This is a genomic window from Pseudomonas fakonensis, from assembly GCF_019139895.1.
GTDB classification, from domain to species: Bacteria; Pseudomonadota; Gammaproteobacteria; order Pseudomonadales; family Pseudomonadaceae; genus Aquipseudomonas; species Aquipseudomonas fakonensis.
In genome coordinates this window covers 2118023-2138230 of the sequence record NZ_CP077076.1, presented here as the reverse complement: position 1 = coordinate 2138230, position 20208 = coordinate 2118023, and the positions used below count along the sequence as shown (strand labels likewise).

The following is a 20208-nucleotide window of genomic DNA, read 5'->3' as shown; positions in this document are numbered from 1 at the left end:
TCTGACCCTGCCCCCGACACTTGCCCACCGGCCTGCCTATTGGTCAAAATCCAGGCCCCAAGCACGCCGCGCCCTGCCCTCGCCTAGGAGCCACCCGTTGTCCACCTGGATCCCCGCCCCCCTGCGCCGCCAACGCCCCGCCGCCGCGCAGCAATGCACGTTGATGACGCACTTCCAGGCCAAGGCCACCGAGCGCGGCTACACCCTGAGCGAGGGCCAGTGCCGGGTGATCGAGGCCATGGCCGCGCAACTGGCCGCCCTTGACCAGGGCCAACCCAGCAGCCTGTACCTGTACGGTTCGGTGGGCCGCGGCAAGAGCTGGTTGCTCGATAACTTCTTCGCGGCGGTACCGATACCGGAAAAGCGCCGCCTGCACTTTCACGACTTCTTTGCCCGCCTGCACCAGGGCATGCACCGCCACCGCGCACTGCCCGATGCCCTCGGCGCCACTCTCGACGAGCTGCTGGGTGAGGTTCAGGTGCTGTGCTTCGACGAATTCCACGTACATGACATCGGCGACGCGATGCTGCTGACCCGGCTGTTCAACGCCCTGTTCGAGCGCGGCATCCTGCTGTTGGTGACCTCCAACTACGCCCCTGAGGGCCTGCTGCCCAACCCGCTTTACCACGAACGCTTCCTGCCGGTGATCCGCCTGATCCATGGCCGCATGCAGGTGCTGGAAGTCGGTGGTGACACGGATTTTCGCAGCCTGCCGGCCAACCGCGCGCACCAACGGTTCACCCAGGGGCACTATGTGTGGCCGGGAGATGCGGCGCAGCGCGCAACCTTGCAACTGCCTGCGCCGCAACCGCAGGTGCTGGAAGTCAACAAGCGCCCGCTGCGGGTGCTGGCCGAGGACGGCCAACGGGTGATGTTCGCCTTCACCGACCTGTGCGAGCAGGCCACTGCGGTGATCGATTACCTGGTGCTCGCCGAGCGCTACGAACACTGGATCATCGATGGCCTGGACGACCTGGCCGAATGTTCGCTGGCGGCGCAGCAGCGCTTCGTCAACCTGGTGGACGTGCTGTACGACCAGGACCGGCAGGTGACTGTGATTGGCCAGCGGCCACTGGCCGACAGCCTGGACGGGCCGCTGGCCGACCTGATGCGTACCCGCAGCCGATTGGGGCAGTTGCATCAGGTGGGGCCGCAGGATGGGTTAACCTGAACCGGCCTCATCGCCAGCACGCCGGCTCCTACAGGGGCATGCGATCTCATGTAGGAGCCGGCTTGCCGGCGATGAGGCCAGTACGGCCAATGCATCAGCCCGCCCTGGGCAGGTCCGCCAGCACTCCTTCGATTTCCCCCAGCACCGCCGGGTCATCCAGGGTCGATGGCGGCACATAGGCCTGCCCGTCGGCGATCTTGCGCAGCACCGCTCGCAAAATCTTGCCCGAGCGGGTTTTGGGCAGGCGCTTGACCAGCCGCACACGGTTGAAGCAGGCCAACGCACCAATGTGCTCGCGCACGCTGGTCACCAACTCGCCCTGTAACTGCACCTCGCCAATGCCCTGCCCGTCCTTGAGCACCACCAGTGCCAGTGGCACCTGGCCCTTGATCTCGTCATGCACGCCAATTACCGCGCATTCGGCCACTGCCGGGTGGCGGGCGACCAGGTCTTCCATTTCGCCAGTGGACAGCCGGTGGCCGGACACGTTTATCACGTCATCGGTGCGGCCCATGATGTAGACGAAACCATCATCGTCCAGGTAGCCGCCGTCGCCGGTATGGTAGTAGCCGGGGTAGCTGTGCAGGTAGGCCTCCAGATAGCGCGGGTGGTCGCCCCACAGGGTCTGGCTGCAGCCCGGCGGCAATGGCAGGGCAATGACGATGGCGCCCTGCTGGTTCGGCCCCAGCGGCTTGCCGTCGTCGTCCAGCACCTGCACGTGGTAGCCCGGCACCGCGCGGTTGCTCGACCCTGGTCGTGCCGCGCTGCCTTCAAGGCCAACGCAGGGTGCGGTGACCGGCCAGCCGGTCTCGGTCTGCCACCAGTGGTCGTGCACCGGCTTGCCGCTGACCCGCTCCAGCCATTCGTGGGTGCTGGAGTCGAGCTTTTCGCCGGCCAGGAACAGCTGGCGCAGCGAGCCGAGGTCGTGGCGGCGAATCAGCTCGCCCTCGGGGTCTTCCTTGCGGATCGCGCGCATGGCGGTGGGCGCGCAGAACAGCGCATTGACCTTGTACTGCTGCACTACCCGCCAGTAGGCCGAGGCATCCGGGGTGCGGATCGGCTTGCCCTCGTAGAACACCGTGGTGCAGCCGCTCATCAGCGGCCCGTAGACGATCAGCGAATGGCCCACCACCCAACCGACGTCGGAAATCCCCCACCACACATCACCCGCCTGCATGCCGTAGACGTGGCGCATGGCGTAGCACAGGGCCACGGCGTTGCCACCGTTTTCGCGCACGATGCCCTTGGGTTTGCCGGTGGTGCCGGAGGTATACATGATGTACAGCGGGTCGCCTGCGGCCAGTTCCACCGGGTCTACCGTCTGGGCGCCGGCCAGCGCCTGCTGCCAGTCCAGATCCCTTTCAGGTTGCAACTCGGCGGTGGCCTGGGGGCGTTGCAGCACCAGCACATGCCCGGGCTGATGGCGGGCCAGTTGCAGGGCGCGGTCGACCAGTGGCTTGTATTCGATCACCCGGTCGAACTCCAGCCCGCAGGAGGCGGTGAGCAGCAGCTTGGGCCGGGCATCGTCGATGCGCAGGGCCAGCTCATTGGCGGCAAAACCGCCGAACACCACCGAGTGCACGGCACCGATGCGCGCGCAGGCGAGCATGGCCATGGCGGCCTGGGGCACCATGGGCATGTAGATGATCACCCCGTCGCCCTTGCCCACGCCCAGCGAGCGCAGCAGGCCGGCCAGACGCGCCACCTCGTCGCGTAGCTGGTGGTAGGTGAAGCTTTGCTGGGTGCCGGTGACGGGTGAGTCGTAGATCAGCGCCAGTTGCTCGCCACGGCCTTGCTGGATCTGGTGGTCGAGGGCCAGGTGGCAGGTGTTCAGGCGGCCGTCTTCGAACCAGCGGTGGGTGCCGTCGGGGTTTTGTTGCAGGGTGAGGGTTGGCTTGCGGTGCCAGGCCAGCTGTTCGGCCTGGGCCTGCCAGAAGGCCGCAGGGTCGGCGATGGAATGGGCGTAGCTGTGCTGATAGGTCATTGGTTCGCTACCCGGTACTTGTTGTTATTGAAGGGCGAACGGTGAGTATGGCTGGCGGGGGTGGGGCTGCCATGGGACTTATGTCTTAAGGGTTGTGCAGATTTGCGCTGGGGGGGTTCGGGTTCGGGTTCGGGTTCGGGTTCGGGTTCGAAGTTTATGGTGATTGCTTTTGGAGATGTATGCGCATTCATTGACGATGGCGGCTTTTTGTCACCTTTCCGCCCTTACGGCGGGTTACTTTGGGCGGCCAAAGTAACCAAAGCCGCCTGCTCCCATCATCCGGCCCCCTACGCTGCGCTTCGGGGGTTCCCTCGCTCCGGGCTTGCTCCGGAGGTACGCGCCGACGGGCCGTCCCTGGCCCGATCGGCGCTCGACCGGCATCCATGCCGGTCGCCCTCCTACGCAATCCCTACGCTCGGCCTCCTGAAGTCGCGATTTGTGTTGCCTGGGCTATCGCGCACTTAGAAGCAAGATCAAGAGCCAGATCAAGAGCCAGATCAAGAGCTGGGATGTTGGTTTTATTGTTATTGATGTGTTGTTTGTTCGGACCCTATCGCCGGCTTTGCCGGCGATTGCAATCCTGAGGTCCCACAAATGCAACTAGCGGTTAGCTGCGCCAGTGCAGGCGCCGCCCCTAACTTCGCGACTTCAGGAGGCCGAACGCAGGGATTGCGTAGGGGGGCGACCGGCATGGATGCCGGTCGAGCGCCGATCGGGCCAGGGACGGCCCGTCGGCGCGTACCCCCGGAGCAAGCCCGGAGTGAGGGAACCCCGGAGCGAAGCGCAGGGGCCGGATGAATGGAGCGAGGATTTTTTGCTTACTTTTTGATCCCTCAAAAAGTGAGCCGCCGTAAGGGCGGAAAGGTGAATAAGCGTCAATACAAATAATGAATGGGGACTGTCAGATTTTTTGTGTGCGGGCCGGTAACGGCCTGCCGTCAGGCAGGCCCTGATTCTCACCAGGTCGGCCTGATGAACCGATCTCCATACAGAATCGCAAATTGATTCATCGCGCTTTTCCAGTCATGGGCCGGCTTTCCCCAATTGGCTGTTATGTTGCGCAATCCCAGCCAGATCAGTTTGGTCGCTGCGTCATCATTCGGGAAATGCCCACGAGTCTTGATGACCTTGCGTAGCTGGGCGTTGATGCTCTCGATGGCGTTGGTGGTATAGATCACCTTCCGGATGGCGGGCGGGAAAACAAAGAATGGAATCACGCGATCCCAAGCCCGTCTCCAAGCAGCCACCACCGTTGGATATTTCTCGCCCCACGGCCCGTTCTCAAACTCATCGAGTGCTTGCTCAGCCGCTTCAGCATTGATGGCTTGGTAAATCGGCTTCAGCTCCTTGGCCAGAGCTCGCCGCTTGTCCCAGGCCGCGAAGTCGAGGCTGTTGCGGATCAGGTGTACGATGCACGTTTGCAACGTCGTCTCTGGAAACACGGCACTGAGAGCCTCTGGCATACCTTTGAGGCCATCGGTCACGGCAATCAGCACATCTTCGACACCGCGCGTCTTGAGATCGTTAAAGACCTTCATCCAAAACTTCGCACCCTCGGTGTTCTCGATCCAGATGCCCAGGATATCTCGCGTTCCGTCGGGAAGAACGCCCAGGGCCAAGTAAATGGCCTTGTTGCGCACCAGGCCCTCTTCGCGGATCTTCACCCGCAGCGCATCGAAGAAAATGACCGGGTACATCGGCTCCAGTGGCCGCTGTTGCCACGCGCCAATCTCGTCCATGACCTCGTCTGTCACAGAGCTGATGAAGTCGGGTGAGACCTCTGTTCCATACTGCTCGGACAGAAAGGCTCGGATCTCTCTGACCGTCATTCCACGGGCGTACATGGCGATGATCTTGTCATCGAAACCGGTGTAACGCCGCTCATGCTTGGGGATCAGAATGGGCGCAAAACTACCGTCGCGATCACGAGGGATTTCCAGCCGTAGCGGGCCATCACCGGTCAAAACCGTCTTGCTACTCTTGCCGTTACGCTGATTGGTTTCATCCTCCGGGCGCTGCGCGCCCGGAGGATAGCCCAGGTGGTGACCGAGCTCGGCACTCAAGGCGCGCTCGATCAGGGCCTTCTTGAACGCCGCAGAGGCATCCTCAATAGCTTCTGCGGACATCAGGCCCTCACCGAACTGCTCCAGCAGCTCTTTGGGGATTTTGGGCAGGTCACGCAAGGGTTTCTTCTTGGTTGGCATACATGCACCTCTTACTCATGTTATGCCCGAACACAAAATTTCTGACACCCTCAATGAATGCGCATAAAATTATCAAAACCAACCAATACAAATACCAACAGATCAAACAGATCAAACAGATCAAACAGATCAAACAGATCAAACAGATCAAACAGATCAAACAGATCAAACAACTTACACCGCAAGATGTAAAACGCCCACACCAACGCCATCGCCACCAAGCCGTACCCTACCCCCTCAGGGCAACCCAAAGCCCCATTTCGGTGCAAACCGCTCTAGAATACCCAACCCCCACCACAGAGCAGCCCAATGGACATCGACCAGGCCCGAACCTTCTTGGAAATCGTCCGCTGCGGCAGCCTGGCCGCCGCGGCCGAACGCCTGTTCGTCTCCCAGACCGCCATCAGCGCCCGCGTCCAGCGCCTGGAACAGCAACTGGGCTGCCAACTGTTCATCCGCAACCACAACGGCGCCAGCCTGACCAGCGACGGCGAGGCCTTCGTCACCTACGCCAACCAGCTGGTGCAAACCTGGGAAGCCGCCCGCCGCGACCTGCCCCTGCCCCAGGGCTGCCAGCAGGTGCTGCACATCGGTGGCGAGGTGAGCCTGGGCAACCCCATGATGCTCGACTGGGTCAGCGCCCTGCACATCGAGCTGCCCAGCCACGCCATCCGCAGCGAAGTCAGTGACGGCGAATCACTGCTGCGCAAAGTGGAAATGGGCCTGCTGGACGCCGCACTGGTATACCAGCCCACCTACGGCCCGGGGCTGCAGGTGGAGCAGTTGATGGAAGAAAAGCTGATCCGCGTGCGCCGGGTGGATGTCCCGGAGCCTTACATTTACATCGACTGGGGCGAGGCGTTCCGCCGTCAGCACGACGCCGCCCTGCCCGACCTGTCGCGCCCGGCGCTGAGCTTCAACCTCGGGCCACTGGCCTTGCAGTTCATCCTCGACCGCGGCGGCAGCGGCTACTTCCGCACACGGGTGGTGCAAGCCTATCTGCAAAGCGGGGTGTTCGAGCGGGTGCCGCAGGCGCCGGAGTTCACCTACCCGACCTTCCTCGTGTACGCCCGCAAGCGCGACAGCGAGGCCCTGCAACAGGCCTTCAGCGTGCTGCGCCAGCTGGTGGCCGGCGACATGAGCGACTGGTCACAGCGCTGGGACCCGCTTATCTGAGGCCAACGCTGCGGCATTGAGCAGGTGGCGCTTCAGGCCGGCGATCAGGTCGGTCTGGGTGATCACCCCTACCAAACGCCCATCATCCAGCACCGGCAGGCAATGCAGGCCCTGCTCGCTGAGCAGCGGCAGCAGGCGCTCCAGCGGGTGGGCGCTGCCGACACTGACCACCCTCCGGCTCATCACCTGCTCCAGGCGCACAGTCTGGCGGCGCAGCAACCCGCGCCAGCTGAAACGGCTGCGGGCCATGGCCGGGCCAACCAGGTCACTGAGGCTGACGATGCCCACCAGGCGCCCGTTTTCCACCACCGGCAGGGTCTTCAGGTGATGCCCATCGAGCATCTTCCAGGCCTGCTCCAGGGTGGTGCCGGGGTTGGCCGACTGCACGTCGCGGGACATCACGGCGCCAGCGGTGATGCCGCCCAGGCTGCGCTGCAGGGCGTGCTGCTCGGTAGCCAGGATGATCCGTTCCAGCTCGTCGCGGGTCACGTCGACGAACTCGCCGATCTCTTCCAGGGCCTGGTCCAGGTCGTCTGCGCTGATGCCTACGCGCTCGCCGGGCAGCGGGTCGTGGGTGTGGTGCAGGTCCTTGCGCGGAGCCGCGCCCTTTGGGTAGCGCACACCGGTCAAGCGGTTGTAGAGCACCGCCACCGCCACCAGGATCAACGCATTGAGCAGCACCGGCTCGAGCAGGTGATCACCCATGGCAACCAGCCCCGGGTCGGCCAGCACCGCGCTTGCCGCCACACCGCCACCCGGCGGGTGCAGGCAGCGCAGCAGGCACATCAGCACCAGGGCGATACCCAGCGCAGCGGCAGCCACCCACAGGCCGTCACCGAAGTTGTGGCGCATGGCCAGGCCAACTGCGCCGGCCAACGCATAGCTGCCCAGTACCGGCCACGGCTGGGCCAAGGGGCCGGAATGCACGGCGAACACCAGCACCGCCGAAGCTGCCAGCGGTCCAAGTAGATGCAGGGCGACGGACGGGCCATAGGCCAGGCTGCACAGGTAGCCGGCGAGGAACAGGCCAAGCAGCCCGCCAAGGCCTGCGCGCAACCATTCTTTGGGGGGGATGTTCAGGGGCGCCGGTAGCAGGCGCTGCAGACGACTTTCAGGACGCGTGGCAGACATCGAAGTAATGGGGTCGTATTTTTTATGGTGGAAAAGAAAGCCCAGCGCAACCGGCCTGGGCCCTGTATTGCAAATGCAATAACGCAAGGGGCTCCGTCCATGGAGAGATGGAAACCGCAGGGGTTTCGTGAGGAGGGATTGTGCCGGGCGCACCGTTTTGGGGCTAATTCAAAAAAGTGCGCTAGAAGTGCAATATTTTTGCAGGCCTGGCCTCATCGCCGGCAAGCCGGCTCCTACAGGGATCGCAAGCGCCTGTAGCAGCCTGCGATGAGGCCACATGCAGATCAACGATGCTTGCGCGGCAACTCGATGCTCACCCGCAACCCGCCCAGGGTGCTGTCGAGCAAGGCCATGCGCCCGCCCCAGGCCTCGACGATATCGCGCACTATGCCCAGCCCCAGGCCATGGCCGTCGACCTGCTCGTCCAGCCGCGAACCGCGCTCCAGCACCTGCAGGCGCTGGCTCTCGGGAATGCCGGGGCCGTCATCGTCAACCCACAACTGGTAACCCTCGGTGCTCGGCGCAATGCCCAGATGCACCTCGCTGTCAGCCCATTTGCAGGCGTTATCCAGCAGGTTGCCGAGCAGCTCCAGCAAGTCCTCACGGTCCCAGGGCAACAGCAGCCCGGGCGGCACGTCGCGCACCAGCAACAGCCCTTCGCCGTGGATCATCCCAAGCGTGGACAGCAACCCCGGCAACTCGGCATCGCAGTCGAACTGCGCGCCGGGCAGCGCATCGCCGGCCAGGCGCGCGCGGTTCAGTTCGCGGGCCAGGCGCTGCTGAATCTGCTCCAGCTGCTCGCGCAACTGCGCCTGCACCTCGGGCAAGTCTTGCAGGCGCTCGCTGGCGGCCAGGCTCAGCAGTACCGCCAACGGCGTTTTCAAGGCATGGCCGAGGTTACCCAGCGCATTGCGCGAGCGCCGCAGGCTGTCTTCGGTATGGGCCAGCAGGTGGTTGATCTGGTCCACCAGCGGCTGCAACTCGCTGGGCACCTCGGCGTCCAGCTGCGAACGCTGACCCTGCTGCAACTGGGCGATCTGCCGGCGGGCGCGTTCCAATGGGCGCAGCGAGCGGGTCACGGTGATGCGCTGCAACACCAGCACCAGCACCAGCGCCACCAGGCCGATGCCCAGGCCGATCTGCTGCATGCGCCGAAAGCCCTCACGCACCGGCGAATAGTCCTGGGCTACGCTGATCGAAATGTCCTGGCCCAGGCGCCGGTAGTCGCCACGGTAGGCCAGCAGTTGCTGGCCTTCGGGGCCCAGTTCATGGCCGTCGTCCAAGCCAGGCTTGGCCGGCTTGGGCATGTCCAGGTCCCACAGCGAACGCGAACGCCAGGTGCCCTGGTCGAAGTCGATGCGAAAGTAATAGCCAGAAAATGGCCGCTGATAGGCCGAGGAAATCCGCCGCTCGTCCAGCTGCAAGCCGTTCGGCCCGCGCACCAGCGCCACCAGCAGGTTCTCGCTCTCCTTGCGCAGGCCGGTTTCCAGGTAGCGCTGCAAGCCGGCCTCGAACAGCCACAGCGTCAGTTGCGCCACGCCCAGGCCCACCACCACCAGTACCGCCACCAGGCCCAGGCTCAGGCGCGCCTGGATCGACTTCACGCGGCGCTCCCGGCGTACACGTAACCCTGGCCGCGGCGGGTCTCGATCACCGCGCGACCAAGCTTGCGCCGCAAGTGGTTGACGTGCACCTCGAGCACGTTGGAATCGCGCTCGGTCTCGCCGTCATACAGGTGCTCGGCCAGGTGACTTTTGGAAAGCACTTGGCCCGGGTGCAGCATGAAGTAACGCAGCAGGCGAAACTCGGCAGCGGTGAGCTGGATGTCGACGCCTTCGCGGCTGACGCATTGGCGCGATTCGTCCAGGTGCAGGCCGGCAGCTTCCAGGCGTGGCTGGTTGGCCAACCCCTTGGCCCGGCGCAGCAGGGCCTGGATGCGCAGTTGCAGCTCTTCGGGGTGGAAGGGTTTGGTCAGGTAGTCGTCGGCACCGGCCTTGAGCCCTTCGATGCGCTCGGCCCATGAACCGCGGGCGGTCAGAATGAGCACCGGGGCGGCCAGCTTCGCCGCGCGCCACTGCGCCAGCACCTCGAGCCCTGGCAGGCCGGGCAGGCCCAGGTCGAGGATGATCAGGTCATAGGGTTCGCTCTGACCCTGGTACACCGCATCGCGGCCATCGGCCAGCCAGTCCACGGCGTACCCCTGGCGTTGCAGGGCGGTGGTCAGTTCGTCGGCCAGAGGCACATTGTCTTCGACCAGCAGCAGGCGCATTCAGTCGTCTTCCTCGTCTTTGAGCAGCGCACCGGTGCGGGCGTCGAGCTTGATCTCGCGCACCACGCCCTGGGGGGTCAGCAGCTCGACTTCATATTCGTAGCGCTTGTGCTTTTCTTCAAGCTCCGCCTCCAGCAGGCGCGCCCCGGGGTAACGCCCCAGGGCGGTTTCGAGCAGTTGTTCCAGCGGCAGGATGATGCCCTGCTTGCGCAGCTCCAGGGCTTCATCCTGGTCCAGGTCGCGGGCGGCGGCCAGCGAACAGGCGGCCAGCAGGGCCAGGGCCAGGTAGCGCGCCGTTCGCGGTAACTCGCTCATCAGTTGTCTCGCTCGTCCTTCAGCACTTCGCCGGTCTTGGCATCGAGGTCGACGTCCCATTCGACGTTCTGCGCGTCGCGCAGATCGACCTTGTAGATGTAGCGGCCGTATTCGTTCTCGAGCTCCGAGTCAGTCACGGTGGCGCCGGGGTGTTTGGCCACGGCAGTGGCTTTGAGTTCATCCAGCGACTTGATGGTCTTGGCGTTGACCAGCTTGACCACTTCGTCGGGCTGCACATCCTTGGCGAAGGCGGCGTTGGCACCGAATGCGAGGGCGGCGGCGGTGAACAGGGCAGTCAAAGTTTTCATGGGGTCTCTCCTTGGAGATGTATGCGTTGTCTACGTGAACAAGACTAACCGCAGGTCCTTAATTCAACCTGAAAACAGCTGGCCGCATGATAGCGCAGCTGGTGCGCGGCCTGTAGGAGCGGGCTTGCCCGCGATAGGTCCATCTGCCTTTATACTGCCTGACCCGCCCCGCACGGACCGCGCCATGACCGCCATCCACATCAAGTACCCCGCCCTGACCTTCAAGGCCGGCCAACGCGCCCTGCAGCAGATCCGCGAACGCGGCCTGCTGGCGGCCGATGTGGGCGTGCTGCCCGGCGCCGCCGGCGGCCCCAAGCCGCTGGGCATCCAGGGCCTGGACCTGGCGCTGTTCGGTGAATGGCTGCCCTCGGCGCCCCGTCAACGCGCGCTGATCGGCGCCTCGATCGGCTCCTGGCGCTTCGCCAGCGCCTGCCTGGACGACCCGGTCGAGGGCATCCGCCGCCTGGGCGAGCTGTACACCGAGCAGGACTTCGCCAAGGGCGTGACGCCGCGGCAGATCAGCCAGAGTTGCCAGCGCATGCTCGACGACCTGCTGCAAGGCCGCGACGGGCAGATCCTCGCCAGCCCCCACTACCGGCTGAACATCCTGGTGGTGAAAAGCCACGGCCAACTGGCCCACGACCACCGCGGGCGCCTCGGCATGGGCCTGGGCTCGGTGCTGGCCAGCAACCTGCTGGGCCGCGCCAACCTGGGCCGGCACTTCGAGCGGGTGATCCTGCACGACCAGCGCAGCGCGCCGCCGCTGGGCCCGCTGACCGACTTCCCCTCGCGCTGCCTGCCGCTGGACCTGGCCAACCTGCGCCACGCCTTGCTGGCCTCGGGCTCGATACCGATGGTAATGGAAGGTGTACGCGACATCCCCGGCGCCGGGGCCGGCACCTACCGCGACGGCGGCCTGTTGGACTACCACCTCGACCTGCCGTACCAGGGCGACGACCTGGTGCTGTACCCGCACTTCACCGACAAGGTGGTGCCTGGCTGGTTCGACAAGGCACTACCCTGGCGCCGGGGCGACGCCACGCGCCTGCAGAACGTGCTACTGATGACGCCATCGGCGCAGTACCTGGCCGCCCTGCCCTACGGCAAGCTGCCCGACCGCAACGACTTCAAGCGTTTCATGGGTGATGCGCCGGGCCGCAAGCGTTACTGGTACAAGGCGATTGCCGAAAGCCAGCGGCTGGGTGACGAGTTGCTCGAGCTAATCGCCACCGGGCAGTTGGCTGATCGGCTGCAAGCCTTGTAGCGGGCATGCTGGTAGACTGCGCGCAATCTTCGTTACACACAGAGTTCAGACAGCGTGGAAATCTTCAAGGAATTTACTTTCGAATCGGCCCACCGCCTGCCCAACGTCCCCGCCGGGCACAAGTGCGGCCGCCTGCATGGCCATTCGTTCAAGGTGGCCCTGCACCTGACCGGCCCGCTCGACCCGCACACTGGCTGGATCCGCGACTTCTCCGAAATCAAGGCGATCTTCAAGCCGATCTACGAGCAGTTGGACCACAACTACCTGAACGACATCCCGGGCCTGGAAAACCCCACCAGCGAAGTGATCGCCAAGTGGATCTGGGAACAGGTCAAGCCGCTGCTGCCGGAGCTGTCGAAAGTGCGTATTCACGAGACCTGCACCAGCGGTTGTGAATATACCGGCGACTAGGCCGATGACCGCGTGAGATTCATCGCCGGCAAGCCGGCTCCTACAGGTTTGCGCAGGGCCTGAATCATGCGCTGTACCTGCAGGAGCAGCCTTGTGCCGCGAAAGGGCTGCGCAGCAGCCCCAGCAATCTTGCATGAGGCAGAGATCCCGGGGCCCCATCGCGACACAAGGCCGCTGCTACAGGGATCGCATGGCCGTCAGCCTTGCCCCATGGCATCGCGCAAGAAACTCGGGGCGATGTAGCGCTGGTAATGCGCCTCTGAAAGCAAAAAGAACTCGCGGTCGATGGCATCGCGCAGTTGCGGCAGGTCCCAGTCGCGAAACTCCGGCAGCAACACCATCCCGTAGGCTTCCAGCTCGCGGATCATCCGCGCACCGCGGGCGATCAGCTGGTACGCCCAGCAGTATTCCGACTGATGCGCGACAAAGCGGATCGAGCGGTTCTCCAGCTGCTGGCGCAGCAGTTCTTTGTCGAACACCTCGAGCTTGGCCATCATCACCTGCACCAGCAACTGCTCCAGGCGCAGCCACACGGCGCGTTTCTGCTCGTCGTCGTAGCCGTTCCAGTGGATCACTTCGTGGTGGAAGCGCTTGCAGCCACGGCACACCAGGTCACCGTAGACGGTGGAGCAAAGGCCGACGCAAGGGGTCTTGATGGACTGGTTGGACATGGAAAAACAACGGCTTGGCGGTGGAACACGGGTTCATGTTAGCCCTTTGTCTAACCAGGGTCACCCGTTAAAGTCATCTTCTGCGCCTTACCATCGGGCATTTTTTGCCGTAGAATCGATCCGCCTTTTCAAGGCAACAATGTCCGTTGGAAGCTGTTTTCAAAGCGTCACGAGCACAGTTCATCCGGTAGAACGGCGTTGGTTCGGGCCAGGCACCTGGCGTGTCCCGCACCAACCCCTCATCAGCCTTCCGTTCTACAGGCGTAAAACTTTGAAAACAGCTTCTGTAAGGATTCTCTGCGACCCTGGCAGCGCGGCTCAAAAAGCCGTCATTGCGCATGGGTGCAAGGAATGCTGGATAAGCGTCCCGGACCCCCTTTAGGGACCACTGATGAGGGTAATAACTGTGCTTGAAGCCTACCGCAAACACATCGAAGAGCGTGCCGCTCTGGGTATCGTGCCCCAGCCGCTGAACGCCGAACAAACTGCAGGCCTGGTCGAGCTGCTGAAAAACCCGCCGGCCGGCGAAGAAGCCTTCCTCGTAGACCTGATCACCAACCGCGTACCGCCAGGGGTGGACGAAGCTGCCTACGTCAAGGCCGCGTTCCTCTCCGCCGTCGCCAAGGGCGAGGCAAAATCGCCGCTGATCGACCGCAAGCACGCCACCGAGCTGCTGGGCACCATGCAGGGCGGCTACAACATCGAAACGCTGGTAACGCTGCTGGATGACGCCGAACTGGGCGCCGTCGCGGCCGAACAGCTCAAGCACACCCTGCTGATGTTCGATGCCTTCCACGACGTGGCCGAAAAAGCCAAGGCGGGCAACGCCCACGCCAAGGCCGTACTCGACTCGTGGGCTGCCGGCGAGTGGTTCACCAGCCGCCCGGCCATCGCCGACAAGTACACCCTGACCGTGTTCAAGGTGCCTGGCGAAACCAACACCGACGACCTGTCCCCTGCCCCGGACGCCTGGTCGCGCCCTGACATCCCGCTGCACGCCCTGGCCATGCTGAAAATGGCCCGCGACGGCATCGAGCCTTCGCAGCCAGGTTCGGTCGGCCCGCTGGCACAGATCGAAGCAGTCAAGGCCAAGGGCCACCCGGTCGCCTACGTCGGTGACGTGGTCGGTACCGGTTCTTCGCGTAAATCCGCCACCAACTCGGTGCTGTGGTTCTTCGGCGACGACATCCCGAACGTGCCGAACAAGCGCGCCGGTGGTTTCTGCTTCGGCACCAAGATCGCCCCGATCTTCTACAACACCATGGAAGACGCCGGCGCCCTGCCGATCGAATTCGACTGCACCAACCTGGCCATGGGCGACGTCATCGACGTTTACCCGTTCAAAGGTGAAGTTAAGCGTCACGACAGCGGCGAGCTGGTCACCACCTTCGAGCTGAAAACCGAAGTGCTGCTCGATGAAGTCCGCGCCGGCGGCCGTATCCCGCTGATCGTCGGCCGTGGCCTGACCGAAAAAGCCCGCGCCGAGCTGGGCCTGGGTGCCTCCGACCTGTTCAAGAAGCCAGAGCAGCCTGCCGACACCGGCAAGGGCTTCACCCTGGCGCAGAAGATGGTCGGCCGCGCCTGTGGCCTGCCAGAAGGCCAGGGCGTGCGCCCAGGTGCCTACTGCGAGCCGAAGATGACCACCGTCGGCTCCCAGGACACCACCGGCCCGATGACCCGCGACGAGCTCAAAGACCTCGCCTGCCTGGGCTTCTCGGCCGACCTGGTCATGCAGTCGTTCTGCCACACCGCGGCCTATCCGAAGCCGATCGACGTCACCACCCACCACACCCTGCCAGACTTCATCCGCACCCGTGGCGGTGTGTCGCTGCGCCCGGGCGACGGCATCATCCACAGCTGGCTGAACCGCATGCTGATGCCGGACACCGTGGGTACCGGTGGCGACTCGCACACCCGCTTCCCGATCGGCATCTCGTTCCCGGCCGGTTCCGGCCTGGTGGCCTTTGCCGCCGCCACCGGCGTGATGCCGCTGGACATGCCAGAGTCGATCCTGGTGCGCTTCAAGGGCAAGATGCAGCCAGGCATCACCCTGCGTGACCTGGTCCACGCCATCCCTTACTACGCCATCCAGAAGGGCCTGCTGACCGTCGAGAAGAAAGGCAAGAAAAACGCCTTCTCCGGCCGCATCCTGGAAATCGAAGGCCTGGACGAACTGACCGTCGAGCAAGCCTTCGAGCTGTCCGACGCCTCGGCCGAGCGTTCCGCAGCCGGTTGCACCATCAAGCTGCCAGAGAAGGCCATCGCCGAGTACCTGCAGTCCAACATCACCCTGCTGCGCTGGATGATCGGCGAAGGCTACGGCGACCCACGCACCCTGGAGCGTCGCGCCCAGGCCATGGAAGCCTGGCTGGCCAAGCCTGAGCTGCTGTCGGCCGACGCCGATGCCGAATACGCCGAAATCATCGAAATCGACCTGGCCGACGTCAAAGAGCCTGTGCTCTGCGCGCCGAACGACCCGGACGATGCCCGCCTGCTGTCTTCGGTACAGGGCGAGAAGATCGACGAAGTGTTCATCGGTTCGTGCATGACCAACATCGGCCACTTCCGCGCTGCCGGCAAGCTGCTGGACAAGGTCAAGGGCGGTATCCCTACCCGTCTGTGGCTGGCCCCGCCAACCAAGATGGACGCCCACCAGTTGACCGAAGAAGGCTACTACGGCATCTACGGCAAGGCCGGTGCGCGCATGGAAATGCCAGGCTGCTCGCTGTGCATGGGTAACCAGGCACGTGTGCAGACCGGTTCCACCGTGGTCTCCACCTCGACCCGTAACTTCCCGAACCGCCTGGGCGACGCCACCAACGTGTACCTGGCCTCGGCCGAGCTGGCTGCGGTCGCTTCGATCATCGGCAAGCTGCCGACCGTCGAGGAGTACATGCAGTACGCGAAAGACATCGACAGCATGGCTGCCGACGTCTACCGCTACCTGAGCTTCGACCAGATCGCCGAGTTCCGCGAGGCGGCAGCCAACGCCAAGATCCCGGTGGTTCAGGCGTAAGCTGAGCAGCAAGTTGTAAGTGACAAGCTGCAAGAAAAAGCCCCGGTGTGAGCCGGGGCTTTTTTTATGCCTTCGAGATTGCCGGGAGGGCTGCGCCCTCCAATCGCGACACAAGGCCGCTTCCCACAGGGATCGCACCAGCTCTTAGAAATTGAGCAAGACAGTTGCTCCTGCAGGTAAAGCGTCTGATCCAGACTCTGCGCGATCCTGTGGGAAGCGGCCTTGCCGGGGCGCCGTCCGGTCGAGATGGGCTGCAGAGCAGCCCCGGCGTTCTTGAGCCAGACCTAGAAGCAGCCGCCCGGCACTCGCACCCAGCCTTCCATCAGCACCCGCGCACTGCGGCTCATGATGGCCTTGGTCACGGCCCACTGCCCATCCACCTGCCGCGCCTCGGCGCCCACCCGCAAGGTCCCGGACGGGTGGCCGAAACGCACTGCGCTGCGCTCGCCACCACCGGCAGCCAGGTTCACCAGGGTGCCCGGAATAGCTGCTGCCGTGCCAATGGCCACCGCAGCGGTACCCATCATGGCGTGGTGCAGCTTGCCCATGGACAACGCACGCACCAGCAGGTCGACGTCCTCGGCCTTGACCGCCTTGCCGCTGGAGGCGGTGTAGCCAGCGGGCGCGGCAACGAAGGCCACCTTCGGCGTGTGCTGGCGGCCGGCGGCCTGTTCGATGCGCTCGATCAGCCCCATGCGCACGGCGCCGTAAGCACGAATGGTCTCGAAACGGGCCAGTTGCGCAGGGTCACCATTGATGGCGTCCTGCAATTCAGTGCCGGTGTAACCAATGTCGGCGGCATTGACGAAGATGGTCGGAATGCCGGCGTTGATCAGAGTGGCCTTGAAGGTACCAATGCCCGGCACCTCGAGGTCATCCACCAGGTTGCCGGTGGGGAACATCGCCCCGCCGTCGCCATCCTCGTCGGCGGCCGGGTCGAGGAATTCCAGCTGCACCTCGGCGGCCGGGAAGGTTACGCCGTCCAGTTCGAAGTCACCGGTTTCCTGCACTTCACCGTTGCTGATGGGTACATGGGCGATGATGGTCTTGCCGATATTGGCCTGCCAGATGCGCACCGTGGCAGTGCCATCGTGCGGAACCCGTGCAGGGTCGACCAGGCCGTTGGCGATGGCGAACGAACCCACCGCCGCCGAGAGGTTGCCGCAGTTGCCGCTCCAGTCGACGAAGGCGCTGTCGATGGACACCTGGCCAAACAGGTAGTCGACGTCGTGGCCGGGCTTGGTGGCGGGCGCGACGATCACCGTCTTGCTGGTACTGGAGGTGGCGCCGCCCATGCCGTCGATCTGCTTGGCGTAGGGGTCGGGGCTACCGATTACCCGCAGCAGCAGCGCATCGCGGGCGGGGCCTGGGGTTTGTGCGGGTTCGGGCAGGTCTTGCAGGCGGAAGAACACGCCCTTGCTGGTGCCGCCGCGCAGGTAGGTGGCGGGAATGCGGATTTGTGCTGCGTGTGACATGGTCGTGATGTCCTGCTTGTCTGGTGAATGGGGCTGCTTTGCAGCCCATCGCCGGCAAGCCGGCTCCTGCAAGGGGCCGCGCCACCTGCAGGAGCCGGCTTGCCGGCGATGAGGCCCTCAGGCAGAAGAACCTTCGAGGAAATCCTGGGCAAAGCGCTGCAGCACCCCGCCGGCCTCGTAGATCGACACCTCTTCGGCGGTATCCAGGCGGCAGGTCACCGGCACCTCGACCCGCTCGCCATTGCGGCGGGTAACCACCAGAGTCAGGGTTGCTCGCGGCGTGCGCTGCCCCACCACATCGTAGGTTTCGCTGCCGTCCAGGCCCAGGGTGTTGCGGTCGGTACCGGGCTTGAACTCCAGCGGCAACACGCCCATGCCCACCAGGTTGGTGCGGTGGATGCGCTCGAAGCCTTCGGCGACGATCGCCTCGACCCCGGCCAGGCGCACGCCCTTGGCCGCCCAGTCCCGGGACGAGCCCTGGCCGTAGTCGGCACCGGCAACGATGATCAGCGGCTGCTTGCGCTGCATGTAGGTTTCGATGGCCTCCCACATGCGGGTCACCTTGCCCTCCGGCTCAAGGCGCGCCAGCGAGCCCTGCTTCACGCTGCCGTCGTCCTCGCGCACCATTTCGTTGAACAGCTTGGGGTTTGCAAAGGTGGCGCGCTGGGCGGTCAGGTGGTCACCGCGGTGGGTGGCGTAGGAGTTGAAGTCCTCCTCGGGCAGGCCCATTTTCGCCAGGTACTCACCGGCGGCGCTGTCCAGCAGGATGGCGTTGGAAGGCGACAGGTGGTCGGTGGTGATGTTGTCCGGCAGCACCGCCAGCGGGCGCATGCCACGCAAGGTGCGCTCACCGGCCAGGGCGCCTTCCCAGTATGGCGGGCGGCGAATATAGGTGCTCATCGGGCGCCAGTCGTACAGCGGCGCCACTTTCGGGCCCTTGTCCTCCTCGATGGTGAACATCGGGATATACACCTGGCGGAACTGCTCGGGCTTGACCGAGGCACGCACCACGGCGTCGATCTCGGCATCGCTTGGCCAGATATCCTTGAGGCGGATTTCCTTGCCGTCGACCACCCCCAGCACATCTTTTTCGATATCAAAACGGATGGTGCCGGCGATGGCATAGGCCACCACCAACGGCGGCGAGGCCAGGAACGCCTGCTTGGCGTAGGGGTGGATGCGCCCGTCGAAGTTGCGGTTGCCCGACAGCACGGCGGTGGCGTACAGGTCGCGGTCGATGATTTCCTGCTGGATCACCGGGTCCAGCGCGCCAGACATGCCGTTGCAGGTGGTGCAGGCAAAAGCGACGATGCCAAAGCCCAGTTGCTCCAGCTCCTGCTCGAGCCCCGCCTCTTTCAGATAAAGCTGCACAGCCTTGGAACCCGGCGCCAGGGACGACTTGACCCAGGGCTTGCGAGCAAGGCCAAGCTTGTTGGCATTGCGCGCAATCAGGCCGGCGGCAATCACGTTGCGCGGGTTGCTGGTGTTGGTGCAACTGGTGATGGCGGCGATGATCACTGCGCCGTCAGGCATCTGCCCGGGCACTTCCTGCCACTGCCCGGCGATGCCCTTGGCCGCCAGCTCGCTGGTGGCCACCCGGGCATGCGGGTTGGACGGGCCGGCCATGTTGCGCACCACGCTCGACAGGTCGAAGCAGAGGGTGCGTTCGTACTCGGCCTTGACCAGGCTGTCGGCCCACAGGCCGGTGGCCTTGGCGTAGGTTTCAACCAGCTGCACCTGATGGTCGTCACGCCCGGTCAGGGTGAGGTAGTCCAGCGTCTGCTGGTCGATGGCGAACATCGCCGCGGTGGCGCCGTATTCCGGTGCCATGTTGGAGATGGTGGCGCGGTCGCCCAGGGTCAGTGCACTGGCACCTGCACCGTGGAACTCAAGGTACGCACCCACCACCTTCTGCTTACGCAGAAATTCGGTCAGCGCCAGCACCAGGTCGGTGGCTGTGATGTTCGGGGCCAGGCGGCCGGTCAGCTCGACGCCGACGATTTCCGGCAGACGCATCCACGAGGCACGGCCTAGCATCACGTTCTCGGCTTCCAGGCCACCGACGCCGATGGCGATCACCCCAAGTGCATCCACATGCGGGGTGTGGCTGTCGGTGCCGACGCAGGTGTCCGGGTAGGCCACGCCGTGGTCGCTGTGGATCACCGGCGACATCTTCTCCAGGTTGATCTGGTGCATGATGCCGTTGCCCGGCTGGATCACGTCGACGTTCTTGAATGCCTGCTTGGTCCAGTTGATGAAGTGGAAGCGGTCTTCGTTGCGGCGGTCTTCGATGGCGCGGTTCTTGGTGAAGGCGTCGGGGTCGAAACCGCCGCATTCCACGGCCAGGGAGTGGTCGACGATCAACTGCACCGGCACCACCGGGTTGACCTGGGCCGGGTCACCGCCCTTGTCGGCGATGGCGTCGCGCAGGCCGGCCAGGTCCACCAGCGCGGTCTGGCCGAGGATGTCGTGGCACACCACCCGGGCCGGGAACCAGGGGAAGTCGAGGTCGCGCTTGCGCTCGATCAATTGGCTCAGCGAAGCATCCAGGGTGGCCGGGTCGCAGCGGCGTACCAGGTTTTCGGCCAGTACCCGGGAGGTGTAAGGCAGGCCGTCGTAAGCGCCGGGCTTGATCGCCTCGACCGCGGCGCGGGCGTCGAAATAGTCCAGGGCAGTGCCTGGCAGGGGCTTGCGGTATGCAGTGTTCATATCGTTATCAGGCTCGGTCACGGTATTCGGTGGGCAGGTCTGGCCAATGGGGGCGCTGCGCGCCCCTTTCGCGACACAAGGCCGCTCCTACAGGGATAGTGCCG

15 protein-coding genes are annotated in these 20208 nt (G+C 64.4%); 5 read left to right on the top strand and 10 right to left on the bottom strand.

Annotation, left to right across the window (positions count from 1 at the left end):
* The first annotated feature begins 97 nt into the window (after positions 1-97).
* Positions 98-1171: a cell division protein ZapE gene (gene zapE, locus KSS94_RS09670; protein ID WP_217842759.1), complete on the top strand. Its 1074-nt coding sequence runs from the start codon at positions 98-100 to the stop codon at positions 1169-1171.
* A gap of 94 nt (positions 1172-1265) precedes the next feature.
* Here zapE and KSS94_RS09665 read toward each other — a convergent pair whose 3' ends face one another.
* Positions 1266-3155 carry a propionyl-CoA synthetase gene (locus KSS94_RS09665; RefSeq protein WP_217842758.1) on the bottom strand — a complete coding sequence of 630 codons (1890 nt, stop codon included), beginning with the start codon at positions 3153-3155 and terminating at the stop codon, positions 1266-1268.
* A 956-nt stretch (positions 3156-4111) separates the two neighbouring features.
* Positions 4112-5359 (bottom strand): IS256 family transposase, encoded by a 1248-nt coding sequence (locus KSS94_RS09660; RefSeq protein WP_217839792.1) that lies wholly within the window; start codon positions 5357-5359, stop codon positions 4112-4114.
* Positions 5360-5668: 309 nt separating this feature from the next.
* Here KSS94_RS09660 and KSS94_RS09655 point away from each other — a divergent pair, with 309 nt between their 5' ends.
* Positions 5669-6535 carry a LysR family transcriptional regulator gene (locus KSS94_RS09655; protein WP_217842757.1) on the top strand — a complete coding sequence of 289 codons (867 nt, stop codon included), beginning with the start codon at positions 5669-5671 and terminating at the stop codon, positions 6533-6535.
* Here KSS94_RS09655 and KSS94_RS09650 read toward each other — a convergent pair.
* The 5 genes from KSS94_RS09650 to KSS94_RS09630 all read right to left on the bottom strand — a co-directional run bounded on the left by KSS94_RS09650 (position 6509) and on the right by KSS94_RS09630 (position 10558).
* Complete coding sequence (locus tag KSS94_RS09650; RefSeq protein ID WP_217842756.1) at positions 6509-7666, bottom strand: HPP family protein; 1158 nt, start codon at positions 7664-7666, stop codon at positions 6509-6511. The two genes, KSS94_RS09655 and KSS94_RS09650, sit on opposite strands and share 27 nt — an antisense overlap.
* Before the next feature lie 284 nt (positions 7667-7950).
* Entirely contained in the window at positions 7951-9270 is a 1320-nt protein-coding gene (locus tag KSS94_RS09645) for a sensor histidine kinase (RefSeq protein ID WP_217842755.1), read from the bottom strand.
* Positions 9267-9935, bottom strand: a complete 669-nt coding sequence (locus KSS94_RS09640) for a response regulator transcription factor (RefSeq protein WP_217842754.1) — start codon at positions 9933-9935, stop codon at positions 9267-9269. The genes KSS94_RS09645 and KSS94_RS09640 overlap by 4 nt, the downstream gene beginning before the upstream one ends.
* Positions 9936-10250, bottom strand: a complete 315-nt coding sequence (locus tag KSS94_RS09635; protein WP_217842753.1) for a PepSY domain-containing protein — start codon at positions 10248-10250, stop codon at positions 9936-9938.
* Positions 10250-10558 carry a PepSY domain-containing protein gene (locus tag KSS94_RS09630; RefSeq protein WP_217842752.1) on the bottom strand — a complete coding sequence of 103 codons (309 nt, stop codon included), beginning with the start codon at positions 10556-10558 and terminating at the stop codon, positions 10250-10252. The genes KSS94_RS09635 and KSS94_RS09630 overlap by 1 nt, the downstream gene beginning before the upstream one ends.
* Before the next feature lie 184 nt (positions 10559-10742).
* On the opposite strand from KSS94_RS09630, the gene KSS94_RS09625 reads away from it, so the two are divergent.
* On the top strand, positions 10743-11822 hold the full coding sequence (locus tag KSS94_RS09625; protein WP_217842751.1) for a patatin-like phospholipase domain-containing protein: 1080 nt from the start codon (positions 10743-10745) through the stop codon (positions 11820-11822).
* A gap of 54 nt (positions 11823-11876) precedes the next feature.
* Positions 11877-12233 carry a 6-carboxytetrahydropterin synthase QueD gene (queD, locus tag KSS94_RS09620; RefSeq protein ID WP_011533154.1) on the top strand — a complete coding sequence of 119 codons (357 nt, stop codon included), beginning with the start codon at positions 11877-11879 and terminating at the stop codon, positions 12231-12233.
* Positions 12234-12430: 197 nt separating this feature from the next.
* On the opposite strand, the gene KSS94_RS09615 is transcribed toward queD, so the two are convergent.
* Entirely contained in the window at positions 12431-12904 is a 474-nt protein-coding gene (locus KSS94_RS09615; RefSeq protein ID WP_217842750.1) for a DUF1289 domain-containing protein, read from the bottom strand.
* A 406-nt stretch (positions 12905-13310) separates the two neighbouring features.
* On the opposite strand from KSS94_RS09615, the gene acnB reads away from it, so the two are divergent.
* Positions 13311-15920, top strand: a complete 2610-nt coding sequence (gene acnB, locus KSS94_RS09610; RefSeq protein WP_217843556.1) for a bifunctional aconitate hydratase 2/2-methylisocitrate dehydratase — start codon at positions 13311-13313, stop codon at positions 15918-15920.
* 284 nt (positions 15921-16204) lie between these two features.
* Here acnB and prpF read toward each other — a convergent pair whose 3' ends face one another.
* A complete protein-coding gene (gene prpF / locus KSS94_RS09605; protein ID WP_217842749.1) occupies positions 16205-17395 on the bottom strand; it encodes a 2-methylaconitate cis-trans isomerase PrpF in 1191 nt (396 codons plus the stop codon).
* Positions 17396-17512: 117 nt separating this feature from the next.
* Positions 17513-20104, bottom strand: coding sequence for a Fe/S-dependent 2-methylisocitrate dehydratase AcnD (acnD, locus tag KSS94_RS09600; RefSeq protein ID WP_217842748.1), 2592 nt, complete (start codon positions 20102-20104; stop codon positions 17513-17515).
* Positions 20105-20208: the final 104 nt, after the last annotated feature.